This window comes from Mesorhizobium sp. LNJC405B00, assembly GCF_000502615.1.
Classification (GTDB): Bacteria; Pseudomonadota; Alphaproteobacteria; order Rhizobiales; family Rhizobiaceae; genus Mesorhizobium.
In genome coordinates, this window is sequence record NZ_AYWC01000029.1 from 24903 (window position 1) to 37749 (window position 12847).

Here is a 12847-nt window from a genome sequence, read left to right on the forward strand (position 1 = left end):
ACGATGAGCGTTTCGGGCCATCCCAAATCGCCCTTCCAGCTGCGGTCAAAGAATCTCTGTCTTTAGATTGAAGAGATTCGAGCATCCAGTTGTGATAGGTGTAGGAACGAGCGTTTTACGACCGAGGCAGGCGAACGCCACTTGGGCCTTTGAACCTCACTGCCCATTCACCGGCACCGATACGTCGATATCCTTCATCAGCTGGAATCGGTCGTCGTAGGAGCGATTGAGACAGGCTCTGCTCCCACCGCACGCATTCCGGTGCTGTAGCCATTCGCGTTGGTTGGCTAGCAGGGATTTGCGAACGTTCACATTGTTGAAGCCCCGAATATATCGGTAGATTGCATTCATTGCCCGGTCCTTGGCCCACAAGTGGTCGTCAGAGCACACCGCGTTCTCAGTTGCCGTCATCGCTTTCGAGCAATCGAAACTTGGGCTGCCAATACCGGTTGGCTGCTGGTGGTCTGCCATGAACGCAATGGTTTCCAAGCAGACGAAGAGAGCTCCTCGGCTCTTTAGTGCCGACTTCACCTCGTCGAGCATCGGCGTCCATAAGCCTATCCAGTTCTCCTTACCGGCAATGCGATTCCCTTCATCAAAGGCTTCCCTGACAGCCCGATCGATAACGTCCTTGTCTGGTTGGAAAAACCCCGCGCAGCGTGACTGCAAGAGCGTGTAGGACACGAACCGATCGGCAAAGACGTCCGCAGTCGGCGCGTCACTCGGGGTGCTCAGTTGCCCGCTGTCCTGTTCAAAAACATCGATGCCGAGAGCTCTCGCACTTTCCGAGGAAAGGAGCCGCACCTCGGTTGGCCCAGCAATCGTGAAGAAGCGAATAGCTTCGATACGAAGTCCAAGATGGGTCAGATACGATCCGACCTCGGCGTTCGCGACCCCGCTCTCTTTGTACTGGCCGTTCTCTTCCGTATAGGCCGCATGGAATCCGATCTTCGAGGTGGGCGACATATAGCGGCGAACACCAGCGACCCAAATCAAACCACATGCCGAGTAGCATTCTCCATCTGCACCCACCGATGTCACATAGCTGCTGAGACGGATTCTGGCCCCAATTTGGAGCGCTTCCTCTATCAAGCCTCCGGGGCTTTGGAGGAGAACGAGGACACGCCCGCGGTTCAGCGTAAGATCGTAAAAGCGATCAGCATCGCCCTGAACGATCTCGCCCGAAACGCCAATGATATCGACTGTGCCATTGGAGTCGATAAGTTGAATATCCGCCGCCGCTGCGCGCCCCGAGATCAGCGCAAACGCCAACCACGCGCTGAAGAATGCCCATCGCATAAGAAACGGAGAACCCCCTGCTGCCCAAAATTCCATGTAGCAAATCGAACGGCCGGATCAAGCGCCACTAAAGGCGTTGTCGATCAAATCTGAAGCCTGGCATAACAGATCGAGCTGTTCGCTCAATCACTAGCCCAATTGCCTCAGCGCCTTCACCTGCTCCACCGCAACTTTGACAAGTCGCGGTGCCAATTGGCGTGCGGTTTCGAGGAGTTCGGCCTCCAGTTCCGCCCGCTCGCGCGAAATTGTGCGTCTCTTTTCCAAACCTTCGAAGAAATCCGTCAGCGGTACGTTGAGCACGCGAGCAAGCTCTGCAAGCGTCTCGATGTTGGGAAGTTGTTTGCCGCGCTCAATGTTCGAGATGCTCTCTGGCGTGCGGCCAACGCGGTCAGCCATAACCTCCTGACTGAAGTTGGCGCCGCGCCGCGCAGCTTGATCTCGGGCGCCTATAGTCCGCTTTAAAGAGTCGCTCATACTCGAAACGTGACTTCGGTATTTCGAATTGACAACGAAGTCAGCTTCAGCATTTGTCGTCGCCATGAAGTCTACTTCGTATCTCTTGAAAAACATGAACAGTGACGTAAGGGCGGCACCAATCAGAAATGAGCGCCTTGCTTCTATCCCCCGCGCCGGTCGCGTTCCCGGCATGGATTCTTGGCCGCGATCCGTCGAAGAAAATGATCTGCGTCTCTTATGCTCAACCTCTTGCGGTCAAGCACGCCAACGACTTTCGAACAGTCGTCAACACCGCCTGGTACCGGTCGATGTTCCCGACCTTCAAGGTTAGCCCGCGCAAGAACACTGAAAATGAACTGCAGACCACGCTCGGCGGTGGACGCCTGGCGACCTCGACCGGTGGTCAGCTAACCGGCCGGGGTGGCGACATCATCATTATCGATGACCCCTTGAAGGCAGATGAAGCGCATTCGGAATCGGCTCGCAATAGGTGCGCCGACTGGGTTCGCACGACATTGATGTCGCGCTTCGACAATCCGGCTGCCGGTGCCGTCGTCCTTGTCATGCAAAGATTGCATGTCGACGACCTAGCAGGCGTGCTTCTGGAGACTGGCGGCTGGGAGCATTTGAACCTGTCGGCGATTGCCGAGCAGGACGAACGCGTCCAGGACAAGTGTAAATCGCTGGCACGATCGCAAGCTTGGCGACTTGCTGCACCCCGCGCGTCTGGGACACGCCGAACTGGACGGTCTAAAGCGCCTATTAGGATCGCTCAATTTTTCCGCGCAGTACCAACAATCCCCTGCCCAACCGGACGGCAACATGGTCAAGAGGGTGTGGTTTCGCGACTACGATCCACATCAGTTCGACCGTCGGTCGATGACCATCGTTCAAAGCTGGGACACCGCGCTTAAGGGCGACCCCTCCAGCGATTACTCCGTCGGAACGACATGGGCCAAAGCGACAACAACTATTATCTCCTCGATCTCGTCCGCGTCCGGGCAGCTTACCCAGATCTCATCAAGGCGGTGAAAAACTCCCTTCTGGAGCACTCCCCCGACATCATCCTCATTGAGGATGCGGGTTCCGGCTCAAGCCTCATCGCCGACTCGGAAAGCCAGGACATCAGCACCACGCCGGTAAAAGCCAGAACCGACAAGGAAAGCCGGCTGTCACGTGTTGCCGCAATGATCGAAAACGGCAACGTCAATCTTCCGAAAGACGCGCATTGGAGAGATGACCTCCTGCTTGAGGTGCTCGCATTTCCGCACGGAAAGCACGACGACCAGGTCGACTCCATGACCCAAGGCGCTGATCTGGATGAAGGACGACAAGCCGACGGGGAGGTTCTATTTCGGCAAATTTTGAAGTCCTGCTCCAAAGTCTGGGCGCTTCGCCAAATGTCAGCTATGCGCCGCAATTCGGCCATTGGGCCGAGCTCTGCCGCCGATTGAAGCGGACTCTGGTGGCTGGTTGCGCGTAGGCAGGGGTGCCACGTTACAGCAAACCCACGTGTAGCGCCGGAGGGGATCGTGGCGCGCCCAGAACGAAAGCTTGTGGCGGTTTTGGCAGCAGAAATGACGGAAGCGCCGTATGATTGCGGCAATCCTAGTGGCGGGTTCAGCCGTCTGGGGCGAACGACCAGGATTGTGGGCTCCTTGTCGCGGAAAGCCTGGCCATCCGCATCTCGGAATTCACCTATCGAACGTCGCCTTCGAAAACGGGATCCTGTATTCTGTGCTATGCCACTTAGTCGACAGGAGTGGGCAAAGTGAGCCAGACGCGGAAACTTGCGGCGATCCTGGTCGCCGACGTGGTCGGATATAGCCGGTTGGCGGGCTCGGACGAAGATCGAACGCTGGCACGGCTACGGGCGCTCCGGAGCGATCTCATCAATCCGACCATCGCTGTCCACAATGGGCGCGTTGTGAAGCTTATGGGTGACGGNTTGAGCGCAACGCTGGCTTACCGCCCGGGCGACGCATTGAATTTCGCGTCGGCATTCATCTCTGCGATGTTGTCGAGGAGAGCGACGGCGATCTGATGGGAGATGGTGTCAATATTGCCTCCCGTCTAGAAAGCATCGCTGAGCCGAACGGCATCTGTTTATCGGCCGCCGCTTACGAACAGGTGCGCGACAAACTGAAGGAAGAATTTGTCGATCTGGGCGAGAAAGAGCTCAAAAATATCGCACGCCCGGTGCGCACCTATCGCCTATGTATGCGCGACACGGTCCCAAAAACCGATCTGTCTGCGACTGCCGGGTCCTCCGAACAGCTGGCGCTGCCCGACAACCCTTCGATTGCTGTCTTGCCATTCCAGAACATGGGCGGCGACCCCGAACAGGAATACTTCGCCGACGGCCTTGCCGAAGACATTATTACTCGGCTGTCGCGTCTTCGTTGGCTCTTCGTGTCCGCCCGNGGATAAGCGCGCAAGTCAGTGACACATCGACCGGGGTACAAGTGTGGGCTGAACGATACGATGTGGAATTGTCGGAATTCTTCGCGCTTCAGGATCAGATTGCCGAAAGTGTCATCGCTACGATCGAGCCGCGGCTCTACACGGCGGAACAGCAACGCTTTCAGAGCAGGTCCCCCACCAATCTTGACGCTTGGGGATTCGTCATGAAGGCGATGCCATATGTCTGGACCTGGAGTTCGGCTACGGAAATCGAGATTGCACAGGGATTTCTGAAGCAGGCTACGGACCTCGATCCTGACTATCCCCGCGCCAACAGCCTGTTGGCGTGGGCTCACGCGGCCCGCGTTTTGTCAGGATGGGCCAACGCAGCAGACATTCTGCCCACCTCTCGCGCCCTCGCGCAGCGGGCAATCCAAGGCGACCCCGAGGACCCGTGGACGCATTTAGCGGCAGGGTTTGTCCACATGATTTCGCGCGGCTTCGACTCTGCTGTGAGAGAACTAAATGAAGCGATCGAGCTAAACCCGAGCTTCGCCTTTGCGCATTCGATCCTGGGCTCAACTTACGGATATGGGGGCATGCCCGCCGAGGGGCTCGACCATCTTGAAATCGCGGGTAGGCTAAGTCCTCGCGATCACACATATGCTGCGAATTTCTCCATCCTTGGCTTATGTCATTTCATGGCTGGACGATATGCAGACGCGGTCGAATGCGAATGTCGCGCGGTTGAACTCCGGCCCCATTTTGGGTCTGCATGGCGGACGTACGCGGCGGCCGCTGGGATGGCCGGTGAAATGGACATCGCGGTTCATGCGCTTTCGCAGGCCAAGCGCCTTCAACCGTCCCTATCCCTTCAATGGGTAGACAAGTTTCATCCGATCGTTCACTACAAGCACCGGGCTCTCTATGTAGAGGGGCTGCGCATTGCCGGGCTTCGATAGTTGCGGATCGTGCCGTGCTCGNGCTTTCGCAGGCCAAGCGCCTTCAACCGTCCCTATCCCTTCAATGGGTAGACAAGTTTCATCCGATCGTTCACGACAAGCACCGGGCTCTCTATGTAGAGGGGCTGCGCATTGCCGGGCTTCGATAGTTGCGGATCGTGCCGTGCTCGTAGCTCGCTATCGGACCTACTATACCGCACGAGCGTGCGCTCAGCGCCTCAACTCGGTTGTCAAAGCTTCGGTGGGTTTCTTCCAACAGCAGACGTTCCTCACGATGAATCCGAAGAGCCGGCCGACCACTTGGAAGTATGCATTCGAATCGCTTCGGCGCGCTAGATCTCTGAAACCAAGGCGCTACTGGGGACGGCCCTGAGTTCGGCTGATCAATTGCCGCCGTCAAAACGGCTTCCGATCCCGGGGCTCTCCCTTCTCACCAATTTCCCGTGCGGTTCTGCGCTGCACTCTGGAGCGCGCGAGAGGCGGACCTATCGAAGCTGTCGGCGCAGGCCGCTTCGACGTCCGCTTCGGTCAAGCCAACGTCCCGCAGAAGGAAGTTGGACAGGTGACCGAGCCCGCGCTCTATGTTGCGGCGGGTCCTCCACTCACGGACAAGGGCCAGCAGGCGTTCGAGCGGAGGGTCAAGAAAAGTGCGCGGCACGCGCCGTGCGGTCTGGCCTGGTGTAGTTTGCGTCATGTTACGCCAGGTCATGGTGAACCTCCGTTGATCGGGGATGCGAATGACGATCACGTGACGGCAGAAGGCGAGAAGGCACCAGGGCAGCTTCGGAAGCGTTCCGCTTCAGATTGTGAACTGGCCTCAGACCTCCGAAAGGCCTAACCTGCGGCAAAGGAGCGGTCAGCCATGACGCGACGGCCTTACGGACTGGTCTGCCCGATCTCGCACGCCTGCGAGTTCCTGGAGCCACGCTGGACAATCCAAATCCTGACCGAGCTCTGGAACGGCTCGACCCGCTTTAATGACATTCGCAAGGGGGTGGGCAACGTCTCGTCCGCCCTCTTGTCGAGGCGGCTCAAGGAAATGGAAGCGTTGGGCCTGGTCGAGCGCGTCGAGGACGAGGCGACGGGCACCATCAGCTATTTCCGTACCGAAAAGTCGATAAGGCTCGAGCCGGCGATGAACGCGCTGGCGGAATGGGCGCAATGCAACATCGAGGCGGAGATCGCGCTCGCCGACGTGGATGTTTCGACCCTCATGTGGGCCGTGCGGCGAAAGATTGACCTCGCTGAACTGCCGCGGCGGCGCGCCGTCATCCGCTTCCATTTCCGCGACGATCCCCCACCGAGGTGTCCCCATTACTGGTTTGTGGTCGAGCCAGGCTCAGACTTGCCCGAGCTATGCTCGCTCGACCCCGGCCGGGACGTCGATCTTTACGTCGAGACCGGCGTTGTTTCGCTGGGAGCCATCCTGGAGGGCCGCTCCAGCATCGAGCGTGAGAAAGAGAGGGGCGGCCTTTTCCTCATCGGCGACCCCGGCCTCGCGCGAAGCATGGACCGTTGGCTTCGAATCTCGGTCTACGCGGCGCTTGAGGGAATCGTCCAGCTTCCTTGAAAGCCATGTTTGGAGTGCAGCCTTATGCAACCCGCCCAGGACGACAAAGCCATTTGGCTGGCCTCAAAAGCTATGGTGCAATCGTCCGTTGTTGATTGCTGCTCAGTTAAAGCCGCCAGTCCGCATTCGGCCCCAATGCTGCCCGAGGAGCAATGCGCCTCTGAGGTGACCAGAGTGAAGAAGCTAGGCCAAACCCGCACGACGGGCGCCTTCTCTGATTGCAGCAATGGCGACAGGATTGGTAACCGGATAGGTTCTGATGAACNGCCTCAAAAGCTATGGTGCAATCGTCCGTTGTTGATTGCTGCTCAGTTAAAGCCGCCAGTCCGCATTCGGCCCAATATTTCCGACCGCAATGCGCCTGAATTCAGCCGTTAAGCAGAAAAACGTGAGTACCGCAAAGTGGACGCGGCGTACTCTGGCTTCTGGCGCGATGTGGGTTAGGCGAGCAAGATACGCTCAGCGAGCGTGCGATGACCTTCTTTGGGGCAGGCTATCATCTTGTCGATCAAAGAGCGCAGAACTCCTTTGACCCATTCGTTGCCCACGGCACGGATCGCGTACTGCGCGCCTCGATAATCGTCGAAATTCGGGATCAGTCTGCCGCCGATAGAACCCAGCGACGGACAGGCTCGCTATCATCAAAGGCCGCCTCGAAAATTGATGATGCGAGCACGGCATATATGTGAAGGGTTTCAGAGCCGACGTTTCGAAACCCGTGTTTTCGATTAGCCGGAACAACAAGTGATTGCCCTTCGATTATGCTAACCGACTCGTTGTCGATCCAAATCTCTGCTTTGCCGGTGACCACAGAGAGCACTTCTTCAACACGGTGACTGTGCGTCGGGGCGCCCATAGCCGGCGCTACCCATTGCTCGAAAATGCACAGCTGAAGCGCGCCGTTCTCAGCGGATATAAGCATCCGGGTTTCTACTCCAACTCGCCATTCCTCCCGCCGCTGTTCCGCATGTGAGATTATCTTCATGATGATTGTGGACCCCTCTCACTTCAAGCAAATGTTCTTCTCCTGTAAGGACCCGCCCGCCACCTTGGGACTAAACACCTAGCATGGCGGTAAGTGCTCTCGCCGGAGGTGGATCACACAGTATGAGTGGCATTGATCTGATCTCCGATCTCGCAGCGACCATGGCTCCGGTGATGGAGCAGATGGGCGTTATCGCAGCTTCAGAACTCGGTCCCAAAACGCTGCAAGATCGAATTCGCGCCGAGGCTTATGCAAGCGGAAGCGTGGTGGTCGGCCGATATGAGGTGGGCGCCTGGTCACGACGAATGTAGGCACCACGGTCATGCGCCCGCGCTTCCCTCGTTCAGCCCGCTCGAGCTGAAATTGACCGCTCAACAATGGAGGCGGAGAAGACGCATTAGAGCCGTCCGACCGCTACAGCGGTAGCGCCATCAAGACAGCGCTGCTACCTCAGAGCAGCAGGTGAATTGCCAAAAGCTCGATGATCAGCAAAACGGCGCACACCACGCCCGCAAGGGCATAGCCTCTCCAATACGCGCGTATGTCCTGATCGGTTTGGAATGCTTCTAGCCAGAGCCCGTCGGGGGAGACGCCAAGGCAAATGGGGATAGGCATCGCGGCTGGCACGATTGTATTAGGTGCTAAAGCATCTCTGCCCAACATGCAGGCGGCTCTCTGACCGCGAAGAACAGATATTAGTCTGCGCTAACTAATGGCGAAAGCCCCTCATCGAAATATCGCCGGCCTGTCCTGATTGTCTCTTTGGTTGTTTCAAACTGGGCAATGGCGTGTCGCCGCAGGAGAGCGGGACAAAGAACAACATCGTCGGTGTACGACCTGGCTCGCTGCCGACCAGGTCATAGCTGGCTCCGGCGCTGCCAAGACCTGGTGACACCGGTCTGGCCGCTGGCGAAAATATGCGATCCTGCTAAACTTAGCCCGTGTGAACACGCATGAATGGGGGCTTTGTGCCGGTATCATATGACCTCATTGGCAAGACAGCCGTCGTAACCGGCGGAGCAAAGAGTATCGGCAAGGCAATCGTAGAGCGCCTTGTAGCGTCGGGTGCTGCAGTGCACGTGTGGGATCGAGATCAGATCGAACTGAAGGGTGTGGTGTCTACGAAGGTCGATATTACCAGCCGCGATCAGGTAACCCATGCGATCAACATGATCGTCGGTCGTGGCCAGCGTATAGACGTTCTGGTTAACAACGCCGGTTATCTAGGAACCCTTCACCCGTTTGACCAACACGAACCTGCAGACTGGCGAAGCATCATCGAAACCAATCTGATCGGCACGATGCAAGTGACGCAGTTGGTTTTGCCCCACATGCGAAAATGGGGTGTTGGCCGCATTGTCAATATGGGCTCTTTGGCGGGCAAGGAAGGTCTTGCCAACCTTGCCGCCTATTCAGCCTCCAGCGCAGGTATCGTAGTCTTCACAAAGGCGCTTGGGCGTGAGGTCGCCAATACAAACATACGCGTGAACTGCGTCGCTCCTGGGCCAATCGATACGGACATGATCCGAAACCTCGGGGTCGCAGCTGTCGAGACAATGATCGCCGATAGTCCAATGAACCGGCTCGGCCGGGTCGAAGAAGTTGCCCACATGGTGGCCTGGCTGTGCTCGGACGCCAGCAACTTCAATACCGGCGCGGTATTCGACATGTCGGGTGGGCGGGCGCGTTACTGAGCGCCGACTGTGTCTCGGTGCTTTCAGGCGGCCCCGCGTCACCGTGGACCAAATATTCCCACCCCTAACGGCGACCTATGTGATCCCCTCATGGCAACTCTGCGGTACGAGGTAAGGCGGGAACCGGATGGGACGTGGACGGTGTTCGACGTTTTCACCGGGCAGCCGGCTATTGTAGTGGGCCACCCTTCTGTCGACCTTCCCGACATGGAGTATGCTGAAGAGCTGGCAGCCATCCTGAATGCCAACGACCTGAAGCAGAGGCTATCTCACGGGAGGCTCCCCGGAGGGCTCGCCTGACCGAGGTGGCATGACAAGTTAGCCATTCAACGCCTTCGTACTGCCCTTCCAGGATGGCTCGTCCGATTCCGAGCAAGCATTTGTTATTGAATTCCCGACTACGACCGTCTTAAATCGACTTGCCATTGCGTTTCGTAGGGAGGATTTGATGGGCAACGTGGTGCCAATTCGCAGGGCCACGCGTTGCGTGCAAGTAGTCGGAGCCAGTGGCGAATGGGTCGTCCGCATCATAGAGACCGACCAGGAAATTACACGCTCATTGGGCCTGGAATCGTTTGCGCTGTCCTTCGCGGAAGGCCAGCGGATACGCCTGCATCTCGACAAAACGCTCTGGGTTGAACGGTGCTAAATCCCCGAGCCGTCCAGTTGCTGGCTGTCTTGCCTCCCCAGGGCGCCGGCATGGAGGCTCGGTTTTTCGGCAGTAACCTCGAGACGGTCGACAAGCCTGAAGGTCGATCGTAAAATCGGCTCAAAGCTCCTGCCTCGGGCCGCGTTCTCGCCGCTCAATGATCGTCAAACTGCCTGCGTAGGTGATCAGGTGAAACCAGGACCTATTCCTTGCGCGTCACGCCCCTCTTTCAGCCGCGACGACTACATGCTGGCCCGCTTTCTGAGGATTTTCACCGCGAAGCTGACGGTCCGCTTGCGGCCCCAATGCTGCCCAGGAGCAATGCGCCTCTGAGGTGACCAGAGTGAAGAAGCTAGGCGAAACCCGCACGACGGGCGCCTTCTCTGATTGCAGCAATGGCGACAGGATTGGTAACCGGATAGGTTCTGATGAACACCTCAGCCGTGAAATTCGGGAACTCGTCCTTCAGTCGCGAATTGATCCTGGCGACCTGAGGAGTTTCATTGAGCATCGCATGAGCCATTGCCACAAACAGAAGGGTGGCGGGCGAATCTGGCGCAGATTGACGTAGCGCGACCAGTGATTCACGGTAAAAGCCAAGAACGTAGCTGCATCGAGCGAGCATTCCATAATACCAGGGAACATAAGGATTTAGCCGGACCGCTCGCTTGGCCAGCTCGTAGCCACGCTTCGGGTCGCTGCCAACAAGAGCAAGGCTACCCGCAAGAAAGGCAAGTGAGTCCGCGTCATTNACTCGTCCTTCAGTCGCGAATTGATCCTGGCGACCTGAGGAGTTTCATTGAGCATCGCATGAGCCATTGCCAGAAACAGAAGGGTGGCGGGCGAATCTGGCGCAGATTGACGTAGCGCGACCAGTGATTCACGGTAAAAGCCAAGAACGTAGCTGCATCGAGCGAGCATTCCATGATACCAGGGAACATAAGGATTTAGCCGGACCGCTCGCTTGGCCAGTTCGTAGCCACGCTTCGGGTCGCTGCCAACAAGAGCAAGGCTACCCGCAAGAAAGGCAAGTGAGTCCGCGTCATTTGGAGCAGCCACCAACACTCGGTCATGTTCTTCGACAGCAGCTTCGACATCGCCCTGCAATGCCCGAAGATCGGCAAGCATTATGCGGGCGTAAATGTCGGACGGATCGAGCGCCAGCGCTTGCTTGACACATTGGCTCCAGCTCTCGATCGAGCCGGAAAGGTTGTCGGTAAACCCGTTGATAGCTTCCACAGCATGCGCAAGTGCCAGCGCCGTCCAAGCTCTTGCTAGACCCGGGTCGAGTTCGATCGCACGCGCCAGTAGCCGTATCGCCTCCTTGTTCGACNTTCGACAGCAGCTTCGACATCGCCCTGCAATGCCCGAAGATCGGCAAGCATTATGCGGGCGTAAATGTCGGCCGGATCAAGCGCCAGCGCTTGCTTGACACATTGGCTCCAGCTCTCGATCGAGCCGGAAAGGTTGTCGGTAAACCCGTTGATAGCTTCCACAGCATGCGCAAGTGCCAGCGCGGTCCAAGCTCTTGCTAGACCCGGGTCGAGTTCGATCGCACGCGCCAGTAGCCGTATCGCCTCCTTGTTCGACTCACGGGTGAAAAGGTGCTTCTGCTCAAGCCCAAGCAGATAGCAGTCATAGGCCTGCAAACTTGCTGGAGCCTTCCGACGAGCCGCATCGCGTCGCAGATTGGCGAGCTGACCGTGGCAAGTTGCAAGGACATTGATGACGTTTTCGGTCACGCTGTCCAGCATCGCAAACAGGTTGTTCGCGGAACGATCGTAACGCATCGTCCAGACATCGACCCCTGTGTGGGCGTCGACGAGTTGGACGCGGATGCGCACCCGCTGCCCGTCCACTTGAAAACTTCCCTCGATCACATAGTCGGCATTCAACTCTCGTCCGAGAGCCCGCACGTCAACACGCCGTCCCTTGTAGGAAAGCATTGTTTGGCGGGCGATCACCGCAAGGTCCCGGTAGCGAGAGAGATCAACTATGAGGTCCGCCGACAANCCATCAGCGATACGAGTCCAGCGTTCTTCTCCGCTTAAATTGTCGAACGGGAGAACTGCGAGGACCGGCGGACCCGGCTCATCGGTCGAAAGACTTCCGGGTGGTGCATGGCTGCGGTCCTGCTGGCGGTGATCGGCAAGTAACCCAGCAAGCGCCACTTTACTACGAACATCGAGCTTCCGATAAATGGCCGAAAGATGGGTCCGAACGGTGGTAGGCGCTATGAAAAGTGTTTCGCCGATTTCGCGATAAGTCATGCCCTCCGCAAACTTTGCCGCGACCATCAACTCCCGATCCGATAAGCCGGCGAGAGGATTGCCTACGGCGCGAAGCATCGTTCCATTTTCCTTGCTGCCGACCTGTGGCCAGAACCCGATGGCCTTACATCAGGATGAAATACTACAGATGCGATATCGAAAACACTGCATTTGCACGATTCCATGCGACGGGTCAGCATCCTAGTCTCTGCAGATCGGCAGGGCAGGTTGCTTGGCAGNTTCCGATAAATGGCCGAAAGATGGGTCCGAACGGTGGTAGGCGCTATGAAAAGTGTTTCGCCGATTTCGCGATACGTCATTCCCTCCGCAAACTTTGCCGCGACCATCAACTCCCGATCCGATAAGCCGGCGAGAGGATTGCCTACGGCGCGAAGCATCGTTCCATTTTCCTTGCTGCCGACCTGCGGCCAGAACCCGATGGCCTTACATCAGGATGAAATACTACAGATGCGATATCGAAAACACTGCATTTGCACGATTCCATGCGACGGGTCAGCATCCTAGTCTCTGCAGATCGGCAGGGCAGGTTGCTTGGCAG

The 12847-nt window shown here is 57.5% G+C and carries 13 protein-coding genes; 8 read left to right on the plus strand and 5 right to left on the minus strand.

Annotation, left to right across the window (positions count from 1 at the left end; genetic code table 11):
• Positions 1 to 156: 156 nt before the first annotated feature.
• A complete protein-coding gene (locus tag X756_RS1000000166835; protein ID WP_156941430.1) occupies positions 157 to 1335 on the minus strand; it encodes a lysozyme inhibitor LprI family protein in 1179 nt (392 codons plus the stop codon).
• Between the two features lie 93 nt (positions 1336 to 1428).
• Entirely contained in the window at positions 1429 to 1839 is a 411-nt protein-coding gene (locus tag X756_RS0135760) for a helix-turn-helix transcriptional regulator (protein WP_198020081.1), read from the minus strand.
• A 62-nt stretch (positions 1840 to 1901) separates the two neighbouring features.
• Between X756_RS0135760 and X756_RS1000000169080 the strand changes: the two genes are divergently transcribed.
• The 5 genes from X756_RS1000000169080 to X756_RS137850 all read left to right on the plus strand — a co-directional run bounded on the left by X756_RS1000000169080 (position 1902) and on the right by X756_RS137850 (position 6690).
• Positions 1902 to 2669, plus strand: coding sequence for a hypothetical protein (locus tag X756_RS1000000169080; RefSeq protein WP_156941431.1), 768 nt, complete (start codon positions 1902 to 1904; stop codon positions 2667 to 2669).
• A gap of 36 nt (positions 2670 to 2705) precedes the next feature.
• Complete coding sequence (terL, locus tag X756_RS01000000166205; protein ID WP_023731664.1) at positions 2706 to 3209, plus strand: phage terminase large subunit; 504 nt, start codon at positions 2706 to 2708, stop codon at positions 3207 to 3209.
• A gap of 547 nt (positions 3210 to 3756) precedes the next feature.
• Entirely contained in the window at positions 3757 to 4185 is a 429-nt protein-coding gene (locus X756_RS1000000166845) for an adenylate/guanylate cyclase domain-containing protein (protein ID WP_245264594.1), read from the plus strand.
• Between the two features lie 62 nt (positions 4186 to 4247).
• The gene (locus X756_RS1000000166850) at positions 4248 to 5120 is read left to right on the plus strand and encodes a tetratricopeptide repeat protein (protein WP_156941432.1); all 873 of its coding nucleotides are present in this window, start codon (positions 4248 to 4250) and stop codon (positions 5118 to 5120) included.
• Positions 5121 to 5982: 862 nt separating this feature from the next.
• Positions 5983 to 6690 carry a helix-turn-helix domain-containing protein gene (locus X756_RS137850; RefSeq protein WP_023731668.1) on the plus strand — a complete coding sequence of 236 codons (708 nt, stop codon included), beginning with the start codon at positions 5983 to 5985 and terminating at the stop codon, positions 6688 to 6690.
• Positions 6691 to 7285: 595 nt separating this feature from the next.
• On the opposite strand, the gene X756_RS137845 is transcribed toward X756_RS137850, so the two are convergent.
• Positions 7286 to 7675, minus strand: a complete 390-nt coding sequence (locus X756_RS137845; protein WP_031239607.1) for a cupin domain-containing protein — start codon at positions 7673 to 7675, stop codon at positions 7286 to 7288.
• A 122-nt stretch (positions 7676 to 7797) separates the two neighbouring features.
• Here X756_RS137845 and X756_RS1000000169090 point away from each other — a divergent pair, with 122 nt between their 5' ends.
• The 3 genes from X756_RS1000000169090 (at position 7798) to X756_RS1000000169635 (ending at position 9669) form a co-directional block, all read left to right on the plus strand.
• Positions 7798 to 7986, plus strand: a complete 189-nt coding sequence (locus tag X756_RS1000000169090; protein WP_156941434.1) for a hypothetical protein — start codon at positions 7798 to 7800, stop codon at positions 7984 to 7986.
• 642 nt (positions 7987 to 8628) lie between these two features.
• The gene (locus X756_RS137840) at positions 8629 to 9369 is read left to right on the plus strand and encodes an SDR family NAD(P)-dependent oxidoreductase (protein WP_023699925.1); all 741 of its coding nucleotides are present in this window, start codon (positions 8629 to 8631) and stop codon (positions 9367 to 9369) included.
• A 90-nt stretch (positions 9370 to 9459) separates the two neighbouring features.
• Positions 9460 to 9669 (plus strand): hypothetical protein, encoded by a 210-nt coding sequence (locus X756_RS1000000169635; RefSeq protein ID WP_023697506.1) that lies wholly within the window; start codon positions 9460 to 9462, stop codon positions 9667 to 9669.
• Between the two features lie 701 nt (positions 9670 to 10370).
• Here X756_RS1000000169635 and X756_RS1000000169095 read toward each other — a convergent pair.
• Positions 10371 to 10643: a hypothetical protein gene (locus X756_RS1000000169095; RefSeq protein WP_156941435.1), complete on the minus strand. Its 273-nt coding sequence runs from the start codon at positions 10641 to 10643 to the stop codon at positions 10371 to 10373.
• 649 nt (positions 10644 to 11292) lie between these two features.
• Positions 11293 to 12366, minus strand: coding sequence for a LuxR C-terminal-related transcriptional regulator (locus tag X756_RS01000000166220; protein ID WP_023731674.1), 1074 nt, complete (start codon positions 12364 to 12366; stop codon positions 11293 to 11295).
• Positions 12367 to 12847 lie beyond the last annotated feature (481 nt).